This window comes from Fuchsiella alkaliacetigena (assembly GCF_023227765.1).
Lineage (GTDB): Bacteria > Bacillota > Halanaerobiia > Halobacteroidales > Acetohalobiaceae > Fuchsiella > Fuchsiella alkaliacetigena.
This window is the reverse complement of the sequence record NZ_JALKBZ010000024.1, coordinates 17,252-37,199: the sequence shown is the minus strand read 5'-3', so window position 1 is coordinate 37,199 and position 19,948 is coordinate 17,252. Positions and strand designations below refer to the sequence as shown.

General features: G+C 39.3%; 18 protein-coding genes and 1 riboswitch. Of the genes, 4 read left to right on the top strand and 14 right to left on the bottom strand.

Features of this window, described 5'->3' with window-relative positions:
• Window positions 1-111: 111 nt before the first annotated feature.
• Genes thiH through thiS form a run of 3 tightly spaced genes read right to left on the bottom strand, consistent with a single transcriptional unit; the run spans window position 112 to window position 2,196 of the window.
• Window positions 112-1,215 carry a 2-iminoacetate synthase ThiH gene (gene thiH / locus MWH30_RS08350; protein WP_248663616.1) on the bottom strand — a complete coding sequence of 368 codons (1,104 nt, stop codon included), beginning with the start codon at window positions 1,213-1,215 and terminating at the stop codon, window positions 112-114.
• A gap of 1 nt (window position 1,216) precedes the next feature.
• The gene (locus MWH30_RS08345) at window positions 1,217-1,990 is read right to left on the bottom strand and encodes a thiazole synthase (protein ID WP_248663615.1); all 774 of its coding nucleotides are present in this window, start codon (window positions 1,988-1,990) and stop codon (window positions 1,217-1,219) included.
• 5 nt (window positions 1,991-1,995) lie between these two features.
• A complete protein-coding gene (thiS, locus tag MWH30_RS08340) occupies window positions 1,996-2,196 on the bottom strand; it encodes a sulfur carrier protein ThiS (protein WP_248663614.1) in 201 nt (66 codons plus the stop codon).
• 104 nt (window positions 2,197-2,300) lie between these two features.
• Window positions 2,301-2,400: riboswitch (TPP riboswitch) on the bottom strand.
• A 164-nt stretch (window positions 2,401-2,564) separates the two neighbouring features.
• On the opposite strand from thiS, the gene MWH30_RS08335 reads away from it, so the two are divergent.
• A complete protein-coding gene (locus MWH30_RS08335) occupies window positions 2,565-3,089 on the top strand; it encodes a helix-turn-helix domain-containing protein (RefSeq protein ID WP_248663613.1) in 525 nt (174 codons plus the stop codon).
• A 36-nt stretch (window positions 3,090-3,125) separates the two neighbouring features.
• On the opposite strand, the gene MWH30_RS08330 is transcribed toward MWH30_RS08335, so the two are convergent.
• A complete protein-coding gene (locus MWH30_RS08330; RefSeq protein ID WP_248663612.1) occupies window positions 3,126-3,269 on the bottom strand; it encodes a hypothetical protein in 144 nt (47 codons plus the stop codon).
• A 326-nt stretch (window positions 3,270-3,595) separates the two neighbouring features.
• On the opposite strand from MWH30_RS08330, the gene MWH30_RS08325 reads away from it, so the two are divergent.
• Both MWH30_RS08325 and MWH30_RS08320 read left to right on the top strand, forming a co-directional pair.
• The gene (locus MWH30_RS08325; RefSeq protein ID WP_248663611.1) at window positions 3,596-4,846 is read left to right on the top strand and encodes an amidohydrolase family protein; all 1,251 of its coding nucleotides are present in this window, start codon (window positions 3,596-3,598) and stop codon (window positions 4,844-4,846) included.
• Between the two features lie 110 nt (window positions 4,847-4,956).
• Window positions 4,957-5,190 (top strand): DUF1657 domain-containing protein, encoded by a 234-nt coding sequence (locus tag MWH30_RS08320; RefSeq protein WP_248663610.1) that lies wholly within the window; start codon window positions 4,957-4,959, stop codon window positions 5,188-5,190.
• 56 nt (window positions 5,191-5,246) lie between these two features.
• Here the strand turns inward: MWH30_RS08320 and MWH30_RS08315 are convergent, their stop codons facing one another.
• A complete protein-coding gene (locus MWH30_RS08315; protein ID WP_248663609.1) occupies window positions 5,247-6,440 on the bottom strand; it encodes an MFS transporter in 1,194 nt (397 codons plus the stop codon).
• Window positions 6,441-6,599: 159 nt separating this feature from the next.
• Between MWH30_RS08315 and MWH30_RS08310 the strand changes: the two genes are divergently transcribed.
• Window positions 6,600-7,367, top strand: a complete 768-nt coding sequence (locus tag MWH30_RS08310; protein ID WP_248663608.1) for a ParA family protein — start codon at window positions 6,600-6,602, stop codon at window positions 7,365-7,367.
• A gap of 46 nt (window positions 7,368-7,413) precedes the next feature.
• Here MWH30_RS08310 and ablB read toward each other — a convergent pair whose 3' ends face one another.
• The 9 genes from ablB to pheT form a co-directional block, all read right to left on the bottom strand.
• Window positions 7,414-8,292, bottom strand: coding sequence for a putative beta-lysine N-acetyltransferase (gene ablB / locus MWH30_RS08305; protein WP_248663607.1), 879 nt, complete (start codon window positions 8,290-8,292; stop codon window positions 7,414-7,416).
• A 36-nt stretch (window positions 8,293-8,328) separates the two neighbouring features.
• Window positions 8,329-9,561 (bottom strand): lysine 2,3-aminomutase, encoded by a 1,233-nt coding sequence (kamA, locus tag MWH30_RS08300; protein WP_248663606.1) that lies wholly within the window; start codon window positions 9,559-9,561, stop codon window positions 8,329-8,331.
• Between the two features lie 92 nt (window positions 9,562-9,653).
• Window positions 9,654-11,744, bottom strand: a complete 2,091-nt coding sequence (locus tag MWH30_RS08295; RefSeq protein ID WP_248663605.1) for a sigma-54-dependent Fis family transcriptional regulator — start codon at window positions 11,742-11,744, stop codon at window positions 9,654-9,656.
• Window positions 11,745-12,037: 293 nt separating this feature from the next.
• Complete coding sequence (locus MWH30_RS08290) at window positions 12,038-12,946, bottom strand: PorV/PorQ family protein (protein ID WP_248663604.1); 909 nt, start codon at window positions 12,944-12,946, stop codon at window positions 12,038-12,040.
• Between the two features lie 153 nt (window positions 12,947-13,099).
• Window positions 13,100-14,431 (bottom strand): short-chain fatty acid transporter, encoded by a 1,332-nt coding sequence (locus tag MWH30_RS08285; RefSeq protein ID WP_248663603.1) that lies wholly within the window; start codon window positions 14,429-14,431, stop codon window positions 13,100-13,102.
• Between the two features lie 127 nt (window positions 14,432-14,558).
• Window positions 14,559-15,737 (bottom strand): acetyl-CoA C-acetyltransferase, encoded by a 1,179-nt coding sequence (locus MWH30_RS08280; protein ID WP_248663602.1) that lies wholly within the window; start codon window positions 15,735-15,737, stop codon window positions 14,559-14,561.
• A gap of 14 nt (window positions 15,738-15,751) precedes the next feature.
• Complete coding sequence (locus MWH30_RS08275; protein ID WP_248663601.1) at window positions 15,752-16,414, bottom strand: 3-oxoacid CoA-transferase subunit B; 663 nt, start codon at window positions 16,412-16,414, stop codon at window positions 15,752-15,754.
• The gene (locus MWH30_RS08270) at window positions 16,414-17,067 is read right to left on the bottom strand and encodes a CoA transferase subunit A (RefSeq protein WP_248663600.1); all 654 of its coding nucleotides are present in this window, start codon (window positions 17,065-17,067) and stop codon (window positions 16,414-16,416) included. The genes MWH30_RS08275 and MWH30_RS08270 overlap by 1 nt, the downstream gene beginning before the upstream one ends.
• A gap of 466 nt (window positions 17,068-17,533) precedes the next feature.
• Entirely contained in the window at window positions 17,534-19,939 is a 2,406-nt protein-coding gene (pheT, locus tag MWH30_RS08265) for a phenylalanine--tRNA ligase subunit beta (protein ID WP_248663599.1), read from the bottom strand.
• Window positions 19,940-19,948 lie beyond the last annotated feature (9 nt).

Below are 19,948 nucleotides of genomic sequence, written 5' to 3'. Positions count from 1 at the left end.
TCTTTATCACCTCTATCTATAGTATATCAAAATATAGATAGATCTTCAAGCGTTTTTATAACTTTTATATAGTTTTTACTAGTATTTTAACAACTGTTACAACCTCCTTAATCAAATCCGCTGCCAATTTTTAGAGATTGGTTGATAGCCTTGACCTCTAATTAACTCCTTAATCTGTTCTACACTACGCTGATCAGTAGTGTCAAACTGGCCTATTCCTTGCTGATTAACAGCATAACCACCTACCACAGTTGAAGATTCGGCTGACATCTTAGTAATTCCTAAAGAAATCAAGTTTTCTCTTAACTCGGGTGCTTCTCTAGTAGATAAAGTAATTCCTAATCTCGGTAAAAAGAGCCTCAAGGCTAAGATAATCTGTACTAAATGACGATCCTCTACTACTGAATTAGGAGCAAAACCACCTAAAGCTGACTGCAAACGAGGCACTGAAACACTGATCTCAGTTTCAGGATATTTATTCTGTAAATACTGAGCATGCAGGCCAGTAAAGAAAGCTTCGCTTCTCCAATCAGCTAAACCTAATAGGGAGCCAATATTCACACTACGCATTCCTGCTTGACAGCCCCGTTCTGGAGCATCTAATCTATATCTATAGTTCTGCTTAGGGCCCTGAACGTGAACCTGCTCATAGACCTGCCGATCATAGACCTCTTGATAAATAGTCAAAGCATCAACCCCCGCTTCAATCAAAGATCGATACTCGCTTACACTATTAGGATAGATTTCCACTGCTAAAGCCGGAAAGTACTCTTTCAAAATCTCCACACAGCTAGAAATATACTCTAAAGAAGAGTCCTGCCGCGACTCCCCAGTTAAAATTAAAAGATGTTTAATTCCCATCTCGGCAATCTTTTGAGCCTCGGTTTCTACTTCGGCTAAAGAAAGCCTATGACGCGGCAACTCATTACTGGCTTTAAAACCACAATAAAGACACTGATTAACACAGTAATTAGCTAAATAAAGAGGAGTGTAAAGTAGAATTACCCGTCCGAAGTTACGAATACTCACCTCGCGGGCCCGCTGCGCCAAAGGCTCCAGATAACTCCCAGCTTGAGGGGATAATAAAGCTAAGAAATCCTGCCAGTCCAAACTCTGCTTAAATAAAATCTCCTCTAACTGCTGCTCTCCTACTCCAGCCATGAATTGCTTAAAATCCAAGTCTTTAAAGTCTTGATAGCGATCATAAAAACTCATCTTATCCCTCCTCCAAAAAGCCTGTCAACGGCGAAGAAGCTTCAGCATAATCCCTAACCGGGCCCGCTCCAGCTAAATAGGCCTCTCGTCCAGCTTCAACTGCCTGAGCAAAGGCTTTAGCCATTCTCACTGGATCATCAGCCGTAGCAATAGCCGTATTCACCAACACCGCCTCCACTCCTAACTCCATAGCCTGAGCTGCATGCGAAGGCTTACCAATCCCGGCATCAACAATAATCGGCACCTCTATCTCTTCTACTAAAATTTCAACTAAATCCTGAGTTCTTAACCCCTTATTAGTGCCAATCGGAGCTCCCAAAGGCATCACCGCTGCTGCTCCGGCTGCTGCCATCTTCTTAGCAGCCATCAAATCCGGACTCATATAAGGTAAAACTACAAAGCCCTCCTCAACCAAAATCTCAGTAGCTCTAATAGTCTCCTGGTTATCGGGTAATAAATACTTATGATCACTGATCACCTCTATCTTGACCCAGTCTCCACAGCCAGCAGCTCGAGCTAATTTAGCAATCCGCACCGCTTCTTCAGCAGTTCTAGCTCCAGAAGTATTAGGTAAAAGTATTACCTCCTCCGGAATATAGTTAATCACATTTTCCGCTGGTGAATCAAAATCCACCCTTCTTAAAGCCATAGTCACTACTTGCGAATCGGCAGCCTTAATTGCTTGGGGAATAATTTCCTTACTAGGAAACTTACCAGTCCCCATCAAAAGTCTACTTGCCAATTTCTCTCCACCTAACTCCAGTTTATCTGTCATAATTATTATCCTCCTCCTACAAACTTAATAATCTCCAGTACATCTCCCGCCGTCAAAACTACTTCTTGCCACTCTGCTGGCTGTAGAATCTCTCCATTATATTCAATAGCTACTTTGCTATCACTAAGTCCTTTATCATCAATAAACTCCTCTAAATTAATTTCCCGATTAAGTAACTCCGGCTTACCATTAACCGTTATCTCCATCAGCTCACCCCCCTCAATATAACTTATCAGCAGTCAGCTATCAGTCGTCAGCTCAAAAAATTACTAAATAACATAAAAAACACATCCAGCTAGGATGTGCGCTTAATAAGTAAACGCCAATTCCCTCCGCTGGTATAATCCAGATCAGGTTCAAGAGTTGAGCTATTAAGCTCTCTCAGCCCGCAGGCACCCCTATTGGTCACGAAAATATCCAATTTATTTAATGATACCAAAAATTTTATACTTATTCAAGGAAATAATCTGTATTAAAAAGTTATTTTTTGCTTAATTAAAAAGGATTTTTAAAATAATATATCTAATATAATATATAGTAATAACTGTAAATAACTAGAAAAGGAGCATCCGAAATGAATACCGACCACCAAAAATACTGTCTGACTGTAGAAGAGGCTGTTAAAAGTTTAGAAGTTAGCAAATCTACAATCTATAGCTGGCTACGTTCTGGCAAGTTAGATGGAAAGAAGTTACAGACTAAACAAGGCCCGCGCTGGTTTTTAAATCAAGAACAGTTTATATTAAGAGAAGACAGCACAACTGAACTAGAGAAAGCAGTTATTAAGGAAGAATTAGCAAAGCTAGTTGAAAAAAATCTAGCCACTAATAGAGAGCAGATCAAAAAAGATTTAGCAGACTTACTGGATAAAAAGGTTAATCAAGCCGTAATGGCCCTCTATGACCAATTAAGTAATCAACAAAAAACAACTCAAAGAATGATCAAAGAAAATGCGCAAACACTAAATCAATCCTTGGAACAGCGCGATCAAGAAGTTATTCAGCAGATCAGAAAAATTCAAGAAAAAAATAAGCTTAAAAAGAGCAAAGAAAAGAGCTCTTTAATAGATAAATTTAAAGGTTTCTTCAGCAAAGTATAGCCCCTTATTATCGCTTTAATTAAAACCATCATCAATCTATAAATCATTGGCGCTAGTTTCAAACTTCTTTTTCACAACTTCAGAGCTTTTATCCATAATTTCGAGCTTAGAAAAAGAAGTTTGGTCTGTTCCTTCCTCCAAATCATCTTTGAAAATGCTTCCTGCTTCTACGCAGATCAAGAAAGACTCTTTTCCGCACCTCCCTATTTATCCCCAATTATTAATTATTCCTTGTAAATTCCCTTGTCAAAAAGGAGATAACTTTATATAATTATACAATGTGGGATCATAATCGACAAGTTTAAAAACAAATTTGACGCAGCTTAATTCTTTCAGCTTTTATGCTTTAGTCAGATTTTGTCCGAATTTAGTCACCCCAAAAGTAAACCGCAAGGGTACTAGCTTCGCGTCGCTTACTCAAGGATTATCATCCCCAGAGTAATGACTAACTAAAGTACAAGCGTCGCTTCAGGGCGCAGCATCTAATAGAAGGAGTCAATAAAATTATGGAAATTAAAAAATTAACCAGTGAAGAAAAGCTAATTATACTAGCAGGACAGCTAATTGATGGTATCGGCAATAAAGTTCTCAAAAAGCAGGCTATTATCATCGAAGATCAGGAAATTAAGGATATTATCAAACAAAGTTCCTTAACTGATAGCTCAGTATCATCCTTAAATAATTATCCTCAGATTAACCTTAATGACTATACAGTTTTGCCGGGCTTTATCGATGCTCATGTGCATCTAGCTTTAGATGGAATCGACTTTAAGCGGGCCCTAGACGAATGGGACTCCCCAATCCAAGTCGGAAAAAGAGTTGTTAAAGAGTTAAATAACACCTTAAATAGAGGAATAGTAGCCGTTCGGGATGGTGGTGATAAAGCTCAAATCGGACTTCAAACCAGAAATCAAAGTGCTCCTAAAGCTAATTTAAAGCCTCAAATTGTAGCTACCGGCAAGGCAATTCACAAAGAAGGCTACTACGGTTCCTTTTTAGGTCCTAGCCTTAAAAATAAAAATCAGTTGGAAAAAGAAGTTGAGAAAATGTCTAAACTCGGCGTAGATCAACTTAAAGTACTGGTTTCAGGAATCATCAGCTTCAGTGAATACGGTAAGGTAGGAGCTATTCAATTTGATACAGCTGAGCTAAAACAAATAGTAAAAGCTGCTCATCAACGAAATTTAAAGGTTATGGCTCACGCTAGTTCCGAAGAAGCAGTTCAAATTTCCACTGCTGCTGGAGTGGATAGCATAGAACATGGTTATTTCTTAAGCGAAGAATCACTAAAAAGAATGGCCGCAGCAAAAATTCCTTGGGTTCCTACGGTAGTTCCCGTAGCCGACCAATTGAAGGTTAAAGAAAACTATTCTGAACAACAAATTGAAGTAATCACTCGTTCTTACCAACGTCAGTTAGAAATGGTAGAGCGGGCCCAGGAAATAGGAGTACAGTTAGGTATTGGTACCGATGCAGGTGCTTATCAGGTTTTACACGGTTTTTCTTACTTTAGAGAATTAGAACTATTTAATCAAACTTCGCTTAGTCCTTTACAAATAATTAAGATGGCTACTGCTAATAATGCGCAAATAGTAGGCTTAGCAGCAGAATTAGGTAGTATTGAAGCAACTAAACGAGCTAATCTATTAGCCGTTAAAGGTGATCCTTTAGAAGAGTTTTCTCTATTGGCAGAACCAGAAATGCTGTTTTTCAGTCCGCAAAGCAACGCTCAAGACTGTGTTTCTAAAGGAGCTTAAAATACTTAACCTTCCTATAGCTCTGCTCTAATTTAACTTTTAAACAAGATATTACCTTTATGATTACTGTTAAATTAGGGTAGATTAATAACAGCAAGGGAGGTGGTCAAATGACAGTTGGCCAAAATCTACACCAAAGCTTAAGCTCACTAAAGGCAGAACAAGCTAATTTAGAGAGCTTTGCTTTAGAAACTCAGAATCAACAAGCTCAGCAAATTTATACTCAGTGTGCTAATCAGCTTGAACAAGTAGTTCAAGACTTAGAATCAAGAGTGAACGAAGTTGAAAGCGAAGAGCCCCAATACAAGGTTAGAGAACAGATGCAAAATCAACAACAGCAATAATTAATCCCCCTCTCCTAAGTCTAATTAGCAGCATAGAAGGTCTTCTCCCCTTCCTTCTATGCTGTTTTATTATCTAAAGCTTCTTTAATAGCCCTTTGTTCTTGGTAATTAATATAGTAAATTACCCCCACAGCTAAGAGTCCATAGGAAATCAAAACTAAAAAACCCACTCTAATTCCCAATAAGTCATTGAGTAAACCCACTAACCAGTTGGAAAAAAAGATATTCCCTAGCTCTCCCGCAGTTAAAGTAGCTCCAATCAAAGCTGCTAGATCACTTTCAAATATTTCAAACATCACCGCCTGTAGAGTAGGAAAGGTCATCGAAATAAAAAAACCGGAGATAGAAAAGCAGATAGCAAAAGAGTCCGGGCCCAATACTCCCACAACAGCAATCACTACCGTAGCCAAAATAGTAAATACTATAAACTTAAAGTAATTAAAACGTTCAATAATTATACTAGCAACTAATCTACCTAAAATAAAAAAGCTAAAAAAGGCCGATACATAAAAACCGATCTCAGTACTGCTGCGCTGCTGAATATCACTTAAATAAATACCTACCCAGTTAACAATCCCTAATTCAAGCGCCACTACTAAAGCAAAGGTTAACATAAAGCCTAGTACTCTTTTATCTTTAAGCAGCTTCTTAACTGGTAAGGCCTTCACCTTTACCTGTGCTGAACGTTGGGGAAAGCTGCTAAATAAAGAAATTAAGAATAATAAAGCGACTAAAAGTATAGCTAAGGTATAACCCTGCTCCCAACTAAAGCCTAAATCAAAAAGCTGATTAATATAAATCGGAGCTAAAAGTCCGCTAATCCCAAAAAAAAGATGAAAAATATTCATCATCCGCCCCTTATTTTTAATAAAAATCCGCGAAGCTAAAGTATTTGCTCCTACCATCAACAACCCTATTCCTAAACCAATAATTAACATAGTAATTAGCAAAAAAACATAGCGATCAATAAAGCTGATCATTATTAGGCCGATGCTTAGAACTATAAAGCCAGTTCTAAACTCCTTCTTTAAACCTACCTTGCGAATCAAAAAGCCGCCAATTAAAGTACTAATAATTGAACCAATAGAGTAAACAGATAAGACTACCCCCAGCTGCGAATAGCTAATACTATAGTCACTCTGAATTAGCGGATTTACTACTCCTCGTAAATTCATTATCACTCCGTAAGTAAAGACGGTTATAAAAGCATACGCTGTTAAAAATCTATAATTAACTTTTTTACTTTCCACTTAGTTTTCCTCCTCTATTTAAGAACTATTATCTCAAAAAACAAATAACTACTCAAACATAAACTAGTTTATAATATTCAAGCTAAAAAATCAACAATTAATAGCTATTTGCAGCTCTGAGTTAATGATGTTATAATAATCTGGAAAGGGGAGTATATTATGGGCCAGGTGCTAGTGATTGCTAATCAAAAAGGAGGAGTAGGCAAGACTACTACTACTCTCAATTTAGGAGCTGCCTTAAGCGAATTAGGAGCCGAAGTGCTCTTAATTGATTTAGATCCTCAGGGAGGACTAACTCTCTGCTGCGGTTATGAGCCCGATAGCTTAGAAAATACCATCTACAATGCTCTCCAAAAAGGGGAACTAGCCCCCGAAACCCTTATTAAAACTAAGTTTAGAGCCGATTTAATCCCGGCCAATGTAGATCTGGCTTTAGCAGAAATGGAGTTAATAAACTCTGTAGCTCGGGAAAAACGTTTGGCAGCTATCCTAGAACCAATTAAAGATAATTATGATTTTATACTTATCGACGGTCAGCCCTCCTTAGGCTTACTTACTCTTAACTCTATGACCGCCGCCGATTCAGTCTTAATTCCTATTGCCTGTGAATACCTAGCCTTAAGAGGAGTCGACGGTTTACTGAAGATGATTAAGAAAGTACAGACTCAGCTAAATAGCAGTTTAGAGATCAAAGGAATCTTAGCTACTATGTTAGACCGACGCACTAAACATACAGGTCAAGTACTAAAGCAGATTAAAGAAAAATTCGAACCACAGATCAAAGTCTATCCTCAGATAATCTACCGCAGCATCAGATTTGCCGAAGCAGCTGAAGCACAAAAACCGGTTATCTACTATGCTAAAAAAATTCCAGGAGCTCAGGCTTATAGAAATTTAGCTAGAGAGATCAGGCATGAAGATATTTAAAAGCAAAAAGGCTCCTGATAATCAGAAGCCTTTTTGCACTTTAACTTTAGTCTAATATTTTAAACCACAGGTTCATATCTTCAAGCTGACCAGCAATATGACAGTTCTTGATCAGCCTGCCGGTATACTGGTAATCAGCTAGCTTAAAGACCTTATTCATTCCGTAAGAAAGGGCCCTAGCAATACTGTAAAAAGTATGATATTCTCTGTCTTTTAACTCTTCTTCCAACTTATTCAAAAGATAGCTAGCATAGCCTTGCCCCCGTGCTGAAGGTAAAGTAGCAAAGTCCGTCATTTCTGCATTTTTATACTCCGGGTCAGTTTCTGCCGAAGCAGCAGCTACTAAGTTCTGCTGATCATCGTAGATCAATCCGTAAATCAGATTATCCTCTAAACTCTTTTCGATATACTCTTTAGCAAAAATAGGATTAGGATAAGAATCGAAAACATTATTATATAACTCCACCATAGCGTCAGCATCCTCCGGGCCCGCAATTTTAAACTGATGGCCCGCAGCTAACTCCACCTCTGTAAGCTCTGTTCTTAAAGACTGAAGATCTCTAATAATCTGCTCTTCCTCTGCCCGATCTAAAAGCTGATTTCTACTCCTTTTTAGATACGCAGACATAATCAAAGCATCCTGCTCCAGATAAAAATCCGGTATTCTAGCCTCAAACTCAAAATCGGCCTTAGCAAACTCAGCCCGATCGCTCTCTCTAGCCTTGACCCATACTTTACCGTAACCTAGGAGCTTAGCTTCAATCTTAAGTCTATTACCTAAATTAGCTAAGTTACTTCCCGAATAAGACTTAATAGTAATTCTTTGATTTAACTGAGAATATTCAAGTTGAGCTTGATATTTTAAACCTCTAATCAGCTTAGTGCTACTATATTCTTCTTCCAGCTGTTGAGAAGAAACTGCCATCTCTAAATCCTCCTTGTTCATAAAGAGTAATTAAAACTAAAGACTTAACTTATTATTCTGATCAGAAAGAAGCTTTTGCACTCCTACTTCTCCTTCACTTTCATCTCCACTACAGATATCACAATGACAAGGACACTGATCATCTTCAATTGTAGGCTCAATATAGGTCACTATCTCCCCTTCATAGTTCCTTAAAACCTGCTTATCCTGAGCCGAAGAAATCAGATAGTTAGGAGTAACCGGAATCTTACCCCCACCTTCCGGAGCATCCACTACATACCTAGGAATGGCCAAGCCAGAAGTATGACCAAATAGCGACTCCATAATCTCAATTCCCTTGGCAATAGTAGTCCTAAAGTGTTCAATCCCCCGGGAAAGATCACACTGATAGAGATAATAAGGTCTAACTCTATTCTCAACTAGCTGGTGCATTAACTCCTTCATAATCGTAGGACAGTCATTTACATTTCTCAATAGTACCGTCTGATTCCCCAGAGGAAAACCAGCCTCAGCTAATTTATGCAGCGCTTCTTTAGACTCAGCAGTCAACTCCCGCGGATGATTAAAGTGAGTATTAATCCACAATGGAGAATAATCCTGAAGCAGATCTATCAATTGATCATCTATTTTTTGAGGTAAAACCACTGGCACTCTACTACCTAGTCTGACAATATCCAAATGCGATATTTCCTTTAACTTAGCTATTACTTTTTTCAGCATCTCCAAGTCCATCAACAAGGGATCTCCCCCGGATAACAAAACATCTCTCACCTGAGGATTATCCTTAATATATTCAATTCCAGCCTCAATCTGTGCAAAGTCAACCTGACTATTACCATCCCCCACCTTACGCTTACGAGTACAGTGCCGACAGAACATAGAACATTGATTAGTTACCATCAACAGTACTCGATCCGGATAGCGATGAGTCAAACCAGGCACCGGAGAATCATCCTCTTCATGCAGAGGATCATCCATTTCATAATTACACTCTTCTAGTTCTGCTTTTTGCGGAATAGCCTGTAAATGAATAGGACAAGAATCTGAATTGAAATCAATCATCGAAGCATAGTAAGGGGTAATAGACATAGGAAAGATGTCAATTGCCTCTTCAATCTCACTAAGCTGTGCTGCGGAAAGATCAAAACTAGTTGCCAATTCTTCAACAGTGGTAATCCTATTAGCTAACTGCCACTGCCAGTCGTTCCATTCTTCCTTAGTACAGTCCCAAATTTCTTGTATTTCTTCCCAATCCACTCTTTTAATCACTCTCCTATTTAAATTAATAAGCTTAGTCAAATAAAGCCTTTTCATTAGTTAAATAAAAGAATACTGAGACCTTCTTTTTAGAGAGATTAATTTTAATTATCTTTATTCAACTGATACTTTTGAGCCTTTCTAACTACCGTAGGCTGACTAACCTCTAAGGCTTCGGCTGCTTTATAGGTGCTACCGTGCTGCTCTAGGGCCATCTCAACTAAGCTCTTTTCAACCTTAGCTACTCCCTCCTTTAAGGGAATTAGACTAGCCACCTGCACCTCAAAGCTGTTATCCTCACCTTGGTTAATATGTTCTGGTAAGTAGTCCACACTAATCTCTTCCTCTTCAGCCATCACCAGCAAGCGTTCAATCAAGTTCTCCAGCTCTCTCACATTACCCGGCCAATGATAGCTTTCTAAAGCCTCTACTGCCTCTAAAGAAAGCTTATTACTAGTACCAAACTCTTCATTAAACTGTTCTAGAAAGTTGAAAACCAGCGGAGCAATATCCTCTCTTCTCTCTCGCAGAGGAGGAATATGAATTGGCACTACATTAAGCCGATAATAGAGATCTTCCCTAAAGCTACCCTCAGCTAGCATTTCTTTTAAGTCCCGATTAGTAGCTGCCACTATTCTGGTATTAATAGCAATGCTTTTAGTACCACCGACTCTCATGATCTGCTCTTCCTGTAGGGCCCGCAGCAGCTTAACCTGAAGATTCAAAGGCAGTTCCCCTATCTCATCCAAAAAGAGAGTTCCCCCATCGGCTAGCTCAAACATTCCCGGTTTACCTTGCGCTTTAGCCCCAGTAAAGGCTCCTTCTTCATAACCAAATAGCTCAGCCTCCAATAAGTCCCGCGGAATAGCTCCACAGTTAACCTTAATTAAAGAGCCCTCGCGCTCGCTCATTCCGTGAATGGTTCGGGCCACAATCTCCTTACCCACTCCCGACTCCCCAGTAATCAAAACAGTAGAATTAACCCTAGCTACCTGCAAGGCTAAATCAAAAACCTGCTTAGTCTGCTTACTCTTCATCACTACATTATCCAGTTCTAACTGTTGAGAGCGCAGCTTTTCTAATTCAGAATAGTATCTTTGGGTCAACTGTTTAGTCTTTTCTAGCTCTTCTTTAATATTATTTAACTCTGCCACATCCCTAGCCGTAGTTACTACCCGGACAATATTTCCTTCCTCATCAAAGACCGGATTTCCAGTACTCAGTACCTGCTTCCCAGTTTTAATCTGGTGCATTACACTAACCGGCTCTCGCTGCTCAAAGACCTGAAAGGTAACTGATTCGGAGAATATTCCTTCCGCAACTAAGTCCTTCATGTTTCTACCTTCCACCTCTTCACTCTTAATACCAGTAATCTTTTCGTAAGCACTATTAATCCTGATAGTATCCGCATTGCCATCGGTAATATAGATTCCATCGGATACCGATTCAATAATCGCATCCAGCTCTTTATTTAAGTTCTTAACCACATTTAATTCTGCGGAAATACTCTCTAAATCAGAGATATCCTGAAAGATAGCCATAGAACCCTTTAATTGCTCGTCCTTAAAGATAGGACTCCGATTAGTCAAAAATGTAGTCTCATTCAAGCTTATCTTCTCCCCAAACTGCGCTTGACCAGTCTCTAAAACCTCCAACAGTCCAGTATTAGGTATTAGTTCTGTAATCTGTGTTCCTAATACCTCCTCCTTTGAACAGCCTAACATCTCCTCAGCAGCAGCATTAAAGGTAGTAATCTTGCCTTCCAAATCAATAGCAATAATTCCATTATGGGAAGAGTCCAAAACTGTCTTCAGCTTACCTACAACTTCCTGCGCTTCTTTATAAAAGGCTTCTACTAAGTCAGTTCTGGTCAAAATACCTACTAGCTCTCCCCTTTCATTAACCACCGGCAGCCTACCTACTTTAGTCTGCCAGGCTTCTTCCAGACTTTTATCCTCTTCGATCTTAATTAGCTCAGTAGTCATTAACTTTTCTACTGGGCTTTGATTGTTCAAGCCTTGGATAACAGCTTTCATTAAGTGACTTTTAGTAAAGAGTCCCTGTAGTTTACCTGCTTCATCTACTACTGGGGCTCCATCTATCTGTTGATTATAGAAAATCTGGCTTGCTTTTTTAATTGAATCTTCTTTGGTTAAGGTAACTGGTTCTTTAGTCATTATCTCAGCTACTTTCATCTTATGACCTCCAATCTAAAATATTACTCTTAAGCTCGATTAATTGATAGGCTAACTATATCATATTTATCTATCCTTTACAAAAGGAAGAAAATCTGCTAAAATGAAATATTTTAAAGAGTAGGAGAAAATTATGAACTGCAAACAAAACTAAGGTAACAAAAAAAGAAAAAGTCCTATTAAGCTAGGACATGAAGTAAAGACTCATATTTTTCTACCCTGCAAGATCCTTTTTATTTCAACCTCTTATCATCATGAACCATATAGAAAGCTAGACTAGCATGCGACAACCTTTAGAATGAAATTTTAGCTGAAAAACTATGATAATCATCTTCATTAGCTACATTTGCATAATCGAAACTAATAAAAGACAACTCCAATCCCATTCCTAAAGTTCTAGCCCAATCTTCATTTTGATTTTGATAGGCCCCCACACGTAAAAATATCCTATTAAATATAGAGCCTTCGACACCAACTCTATAATCTTCATTTTCAAAGTCTTCATCTAAAACCATCTCGCCGCTAACAATATCAATCACAGGTAAAGCAGCCCAAGGCGAATCAACTGCTACTCCCACTGAAAGTTGATTATCTAAAGAATCAGGAAGCTCTTCAAAACTATCTAAATCCCCTTCCCAATCCAAAGCTGAGTGAAAGTTTTTAAAGTTTGCTCCTATTCTACCTAAGTCTAAATCATACATAACACCTACATCTAAAGCATAACCGATTCCTTCAACCTTATCTGTTCCTTTTTGGTATTGATCTCTTATACCTTTAATGCTTGCTCCTATGGATAAATTATCTCTTTTTTGGCTAGCAGATAAAATACCTTGTTGTTTGATACTACCACTATGGTATCTAAATAGAGAACGAGATACATGGCTTGTTTCCACAACACCAACTCCAAAATTCCCTATTTGTCCTCCTGCAAACAAATTCCCTTCTCTATCAAACAGGAATCCAGAAAAAGCAAGATCAAGTTTTAACTCAAAGAAATTATCATTTTGAGCTAAACCAGCAGGATTCCAATAAATTGCAGTAGAATCATCAACAACAGCAGTGAAAGCTCCTCCCATCCCTACTGCTCTTGTATTTACTTTTTCTATAGCCTGGCTTTCCTGAATATTAACAACAAATAATAAAGTAAAAACTAAACAAGTAACTAAAATCAGCTTAATAAGCTTCTTAGTAATTTTAATCACCTCCCATTTGATAGTATTCCTCTTATATAAAATTATACTATAATATTATATAAAATGTCAATCAGATCTTTAAATAGCAAAAGTTTCTTTTTGCAACTAAAGAAAAAGAGCCCCCAATAACTTGGGAGCCCTCTTAAACCAAAGTAACCTATTCTAAATCAACATCAAACCTAGACTAGCTATAATTCCCGTCCAAATCAGTACCATTATACAGTAACCCATAATATCACGAGCTCCTAAGCCAGCGATTCCTAAAGCGGGTAGGGCCCAGAAAGGCTGAATCATGTTCGTCCAGGCATCACCCCAGGCTACTGCCATAGAGATTCTAGAAACATCTATCCCTAAGTCTACAGCCGCTGGTACCATGATTGGCGCCTGTACGGCCCACTGTCCTCCTCCGGAAGGAACAAAGAAGTTTACAATTCCGGCACTAAGGAAACTGAAGAAAGGCAGAGTGGTTTGAGTAGCAATGGAAACAAAGAATTCAGACATCATCACTGCTAAACCAGAACCGATCATCATCCCCATAATCCCAGAATAAAGTGGGAACTGTAAGATAATACCGCTACAGCCTCTCACAGCAGTGTCGAAGGCCTTTAAATAACGGCGCGGTGTTTTATGCAAAATAATACCTACAGTCAAGAATAAGAAGTTAACGATATTTAAGTTTAGGTCAAAACCATTATTAGCAAAGTAATATATTAAGTAAACAACTCCCATAGCTCCTAATAACATGGAGATTAAAGTACTGTTCTCAAGTCGGTCAGCAGTAGTATCCATACTATTATCAGTAGCAGCTATTTCGGCTTCTTCATCCTCTTTTTTCAAAATCTCTGGATCGACAACTACTCTATCCTCTTCTTTAGGTAACATCATCTTGTTTAAAAAAGGAATGGTAATAATAATTATAACACTAATAATTAAGTTATAAGGAGTAAAGATAGTCTCAGCTACCGGAATAACTCCCATCAGTTCTTCCATGAAGTGACCTTCAGTAGCAATAGTCAAAGGTACAGAACCAGCCAAACCAGCATGCCAGACCACAAAACCAGAATAAGCACTAGCAATTAAGAGTCGATAGTCCACACCTTCTACCTGTTTAGCTACCTCTCTAGCCAATAAAGCGCCAATTACTAAACCAAAACCCCAGTTAACCCAGCAAGCAATAGCAGAAATCAAAGTAGTAAAGGCAATTGCTCCGCCGGCTGTCTTCGGAACTGAAGCTACCTTCTTTAAAATATTACTAAATAACGGAGTATTGGCCATTACGTGACCGGTAATCAATACTAAACACATCTGCATAGCAAACTCTAATAAGTCCCAAAATCCAGCTCCCCAATGATTAACCATTTCTACTGGTGTATTATCCGCCATCAAAATTCCTAAAATAAATACTATAAAGGTTAAAGCAATAGCAAATAAGTACGGATCAGGCAGATACTCTTCGATTAAGGATACAAAGACCTTTGATAATCTTTTTATCATTGATATTCCCCCTAATTTTTAATAATTGATAACTAATTATAATCCTTTTTCACACCTCAAACAATCATTTTTGCAAAGTAAATATTGTCAGTTATAAGCTATCCCCTCCCCCCTTTAACAGTCAAAGCTACCTTTGTACTACAGTAGCTGCTCCTTGTCCGCCACCAATGCAGAGAGTCGCTAAACCATAACCTAAATCCTGCTTTTTCATTTCGTAAAGTAAAGTAACTAAAATTCTAGCTCCACTAGCTCCAATAGGATGACCTAAGGAAATAGCACCTCCATTGACATTTACTTTAGCTGCATCTAGTTCTAAATCTCTTAACACAGCTAAGGACTGTACAGCAAAAGCTTCATTGGCCTCTACTAAGTCCAAATCATCAACTTCCAGATCTATTTTAGCTAAGGCCTTTTGAGTAGCTGGTACTGGAGCAATCCCCATAATGGCCGGGTCTACTCCTGCGGAAGCATAGCTTTTAATGGTAGCTAAAGGCTCAACTCCCAGCTCTTCAGCTTTCTCTTTAGACATTACTAACAAAGCAGCAGCTCCATCGTTAATTCCGGAAGCATTTCCGGCAGTAACTGTACCATCTTTCTTAAAGGCAGGCCTTAACTTGCCTAAGCCCTCAGCGCTAACTCCAGCCCGAGGATACTCATCCTTAGCAAAAACAATTGGCTCGCCTTTACGTTGCGGAATCTCTACCGGAGCTATCTCCTCAGCAAATCTATCCTCAGCTAAGGCCTGTTCTGCTTTTTGTTGGCTATTAGCTGCAAACTGATCCTGTTCTTCGCGGCTGATTCCATACTTTTCAGCAATATTCTCGGCCGTAATTCCCATATGATAGTCGTTGAAAACACACCACAGACCGTCTCTAATCATTACATCTGTTAATTCACCATGGCCCATCTTCTCTCCCCAGCGAGCATTATCCAGCAAGTAAGGAGTCTGGCTCATATTCTCCATTCCTCCGACTACGAAGACTTCCCCATCACCAGCCTTAATAGCTTGAGCAGCTAGATTAACGGTCTTCAAACCGGAACCACAGACCTTATTAATAGTCATCGCCGGCACCTCTTGCGGTAGTCCTGCTTTTAGAGCAGACTGTCGAGCTGGATTTTGACCTAAGCCAGCTTGAAGCACATTACCCATGATCACTTCGTCTACTTGCTCACCCTTCACTCCTGCTCTTTCTAAAACTTCTTCAATCACAGTTGCTCCTAAATCAACGGCGGCTACATCCTTTAAGCTACCTCCAAAACTACCGATAGCTGTTCGGGCCGCACTAGCAATTACTATCTCTTTCATTATCTAATCCCCTCCTATTCAACTTTCATTTCTTTTAACTGATCAGAAATAGTTAGCTCTGCTTCTGTTGCTTCCTGTACCTCTGCTACCGTAAATTCAGGATTTATCTCCTTTAAAACTAAACCCTTATCCGTAACCTCTATTACTCCCATTTCAGTAACTATCAAGTTCACTTCTTCTTTAGCAGTTAAAGGCAGATCACACTCCTTTAAGATCTTAGGATTACCTTTAATAGTATGCTCACTAGCTACAATCACCTGCTGAGCTCCTACTACCAGATCCATAGCTCCTCCCATTCCTGGCACTAATTTGCCGGGAATCATCCAGTTAGCTAGATTACCTTTTTCATCTACCTGTAAAGCTCCTAAAACTGTTACATCAACATGCCCCCCTCTGATAATAGCAAAGGAAGTAGCACTATCGAAAAATGAACCACCGGGTTTGATAGTCACCGGTTGACCGCCCGCATTACCTAAGTCTTTATCTTCTTTACCCTCTTCTGGAGCCGGGCCCAATCCTAAAAATCCATTCTCCGACTGTAAAGTAATATCTATTTCCTCTGGCACATAGTCTCCTACCATAGTAGGCATCCCAATACCCAAGTTAACTATATCTCCATCAGCCAACTCCTGAGCAATTCTTTTAGTTATAATCTCTCTTTTTTGCTGCTTATCCATTACTCTTCACCTCCGATAATAAGATCTACAAAAGCTGCCGGAGTCATTACCTGATCCGGGTCTATTTCTCCTACCTCTACGATTTCCTCTGCTTCCACTATCACTAAATCAGCTGCCATAGCCATTGGTGGATTAAAATTCCGGGCACTCTTTCTATACACCAAATTACCCTTTTTATCAGCTTTCCAGGCCTTAACTAAGGCTATCTCAGCTCCCATTGGTAGCTCTAATAAATACTCCTCACCATCAACCTCAATCTTCTCTTTACCTTCTTCTACTACAGTACCAATCCCAGTAGGTGTCAAGAAACCACCCAAACCGGCTCCTGCTGCTCTAATCTGTTCTACCAAAGTACCCTGAGGAATCAGCTCTACTTCCAACTCACCTTCATTCATCTGCCTACCTGTCTCAGGATTAAGCCCAATATGAGTTGCAATCATCTTCTTAATCTGCTTATTAGCTATCAACTTACCAATCCCTTGCTCAGGTATACCGGTATCATTAGCAATAACCGTTAAGTCTTTAATTTCCCGCTCTACCATTGCGTCTATTAAGTTTTCGGGAGTGCCGATTGCCATAAATCCTCCAATCATCACCTTAGAACCATCTTCTATCTCAGCTAGTGCTGCTTCTATCGAAACTATTTCTGCCATTAATAACACCTCCGAATTATTTTTTATTTATTTATCATCTTCACCTATTAATAAATGCAACTTACGTGCCAGAAACTAAAAAAACGGTAAAATCACTTAAAAAACTACAATTAATAGCTATCTCCCCTTGATTAGCTTAGTTAAAAACACTTAACCAACTACTTAATCCGACTCCAAAATTAGAAAATGATTCATTATTGAATCTTTAGTGGCTATTTAATTGTTTTTCTATAACCTTAAAAGCTAGACACTTAACTAATACCAATCCTCAGCCGCTTCTGATACAGAAATGTATCGCTATAATGCATTTATAAATCAATAATTTATGTCCCACTTAAAATAATCAGCAACTAATATATCCCTCTAAAAATATAAAAAACCCCGCCTATTCTCATAAGCGAGGCTTTTTAAAGTTAAACAATAATTTTAAAAAGCCTACCTGAAAGTACCAGGTAGGCTCAATAACTTATTCTCTAATTTTAGCTCCTAATCTATTATCCAGTTCTGCTTCTATCTCTGCTTGTAATTCATTTACTTCCTCAACAGTTAAAGTTCTATCATTAGCCCGATAGCTAAGAGAGTAGGCTAAACTCTTGGCATCTTGGCCGATCTGCTCACCTCGATACTGATCGAATAGTTCTATCCTTTCTATTAAGTCTCCAGCCACCTCTTTAATTACCTTTTCTATCTGCTGAGAGTTAATCTCCTCTCCTACTACTAAAGCAATATCGCGAGTAGAAGCTGGATACTTAGGCAGTTCGCTATAAGTATGACCCCTAACAGTATGTTCTACTATAACTGCAAACTCCAGTTCAAAGATAACCGTTCTGGGCAATAAATCATACTCTTCAATTAAATTAGGATGTAGTTCACCTAAAAATCCAGCTGCTTCCCCGGCTATCTCTACCTCAGCTACTCGTCCGGGATGATAGATTGTATTTTCACCTTCAGTAAATTGATAATCACTAATCCCGATCTGTTCTAGATATTCTTCGAGCTTTCCTTTTAAAGTAAAGAAGTTAACAGCATCTAAGTTCCAAACTTCTTCTCTTTCAGACTCTTGCATTAAAGCTCCAGCTAAAACTTCTCTTTCTACAGGCAATTCTCCTGACTCAGTAGGAATAAAAACTTTACTCAGCTCAAAAATCTCTACCTGTTCACAGTTATGATTTAGATTTCTACTTAAGGCTTCCAAAAGACTAGGTACTAAGGTAGTTCTCATAATCTCGTAATCAGAGCTTAAGGGATTAGCTAGTTCAACTGCCTCCCTCAACTGACTATCGGCGGGTAGCCCCAGCCTATCCAAGTCTGCATAACTAATAAAGCTAAAGGTCATCACCTCTGATAACCCTAAACCAGTACAAAGCTCTAAAGTTTTATCTCGTAAAAACTGCTGCTTGTTCTTCTTACCTTGAATAATCGGGCCCGCTGGCAGTTCCGCCTCGATCCGCTCATAACCATAAACCCTAGCAATCTCTTCCACTAAATCGGCTTCTCTACTCACATCACCTCTAAAGGTAGGCACCTTAACCTTAATCACTCCTGCTTCAGCACTACTCACCTCAAACTCTAGCTTAGCTAACATTTCCATCATCTCTTCTTTAGCAATTTCGGTTCCTAACAGGGAGTTAACTCGGTTCACTCTCAAATCCAGCTCTTTAGCTTCCACCGGATTAGGGTAAACATCTATTACTCCTTGCGCTACTTCGCCTCCTCCTAACTCTAAAATCAGCTCTACAGCTCTATTGCTGGCCCGCACCGCTCCGTTAATATCCACTCCCCGCTCAAAACGGTGTGAAGACTCGCTATGTAAACCTAGCTTTTTAGCCGTCTGCCGAGTCCGAATTGGATCGAAGTTAGCTGCCTCCAAAAGTACATTAGTAGTCTCCGCGCTTACTTCACTATCCAATCCCCCCATTACTCCAGCTATACAAACCGGTTCCTCAGCATCGGCAATTACTAAGATCTCTTCATCAAGTTCTCGCTCTTCTTCATCTAAGGTTACTATCTTTTCCCCTGCTTGAGCAGTTCTAACTACTATTCGATTTTCAGTTAGTTGATCATAATCAAAGGCATGCATCGGCTGTCCGAACTCCATCATTACGTAGTTAGTAACATCAACGATATTATTAATAGGTCGAATTCCCGCTGCCTCCAGTCTTCTCTGTAACCATTGGGGAGACTCCTCAACCTTTACATCTTTAATCACCTGGGCCGTATAACGAGGACACAGCTCTTCATCCTCTACCTGCACCGAAGTCAACTCACTAACTGCTTCCGCCGACTCCTCGACCTCAGGTTCCGGCATCTGCAAAGGATTACCAGTCATAGCTGCTATCTCCCGAGCTACTCCTAAGATGTTTAAACAATCAGCATAATTAGGCGTCAAATCCAGTTCAAAGACTATATCATCCAATCCCCAGACCTCTACAAAGCTGGCTCCTACTTCTAAATCATTTGGCAAGATCAACAACCCCTCGGCTCGCTCTTCCTGCAACTCCAACTCATCAGCAGAGCACATCATCCCCCGGGACTTTACTCCTCTAAGCTCCACTTCCTTAATTTCCATTCCTCCCGGCAAAGTACTGCCTACAGGAGCTACCGGCACTTTATCGCCTACTTCCATATTTTTAGCTCCACAGACTATCTGCTCCTGAGTACTGCCTAAATCAACTTCACAAACCGATAGTTTATCAGCATTTTGATGGTCATTAATCTCCAAAACCTCTCCTACTACTATATCTGCTAATCCCGCCGCCTGAAACTCCACTTGATCTACTTCTAAACCCACCATAGTTAGCTTATGGGCCAGCTCCTGCGGGGTATAATCAAAATCTATATACTCCTGCAACCATTTATAGGATACCTTCATTAATTAAAT

Coding starts and splice junctions, on each gene's coding strand:
- MWH30_RS08320 (WP_248663610.1), top strand. CDS start 4,957: ATGACAGTTGGCCAAAATCTACACCAAAGCTTAAGCTCACTAAAGGCA.
- MWH30_RS08325 (WP_248663611.1), top strand. CDS start 3,596: ATGGAAATTAAAAAATTAACCAGTGAAGAAAAGCTAATTATACTAGCA.
- MWH30_RS08335 (WP_248663613.1), top strand. CDS start 2,565: ATGAATACCGACCACCAAAAATACTGTCTGACTGTAGAAGAGGCTGTT.
- MWH30_RS08345 (WP_248663615.1), bottom strand. CDS start 1,990: ATGACAGATAAACTGGAGTTAGGTGGAGAGAAATTGGCAAGTAGACTT.
- MWH30_RS08295 (WP_248663605.1), bottom strand. CDS start 11,744: ATGAAAGTAGCTGAGATAATGACTAAAGAACCAGTTACCTTAACCAAA.
- MWH30_RS08310 (WP_248663608.1), top strand. CDS start 6,600: ATGGGCCAGGTGCTAGTGATTGCTAATCAAAAAGGAGGAGTAGGCAAG.
- thiH (WP_248663616.1), bottom strand. CDS start 1,215: ATGAGTTTTTATGATCGCTATCAAGACTTTAAAGACTTGGATTTTAAG.
- MWH30_RS08270 (WP_248663600.1), bottom strand. CDS start 17,067: ATGGCAGAAATAGTTTCGATAGAAGCAGCACTAGCTGAGATAGAAGAT.
- pheT (WP_248663599.1), bottom strand. CDS start 19,939: ATGAAGGTATCCTATAAATGGTTGCAGGAGTATATAGATTTTGATTAT.
- MWH30_RS08280 (WP_248663602.1), bottom strand. CDS start 15,737: ATGAAAGAGATAGTAATTGCTAGTGCGGCCCGAACAGCTATCGGTAGT.
- ablB (WP_248663607.1), bottom strand. CDS start 8,292: ATGGCAGTTTCTTCTCAACAGCTGGAAGAAGAATATAGTAGCACTAAG.
- MWH30_RS08285 (WP_248663603.1), bottom strand. CDS start 14,431: ATGATAAAAAGATTATCAAAGGTCTTTGTATCCTTAATCGAAGAGTAT.
- thiS (WP_248663614.1), bottom strand. CDS start 2,196: ATGGAGATAACGGTTAATGGTAAGCCGGAGTTACTTAATCGGGAAATT.
- MWH30_RS08275 (WP_248663601.1), bottom strand. CDS start 16,414: ATGGATAAGCAGCAAAAAAGAGAGATTATAACTAAAAGAATTGCTCAG.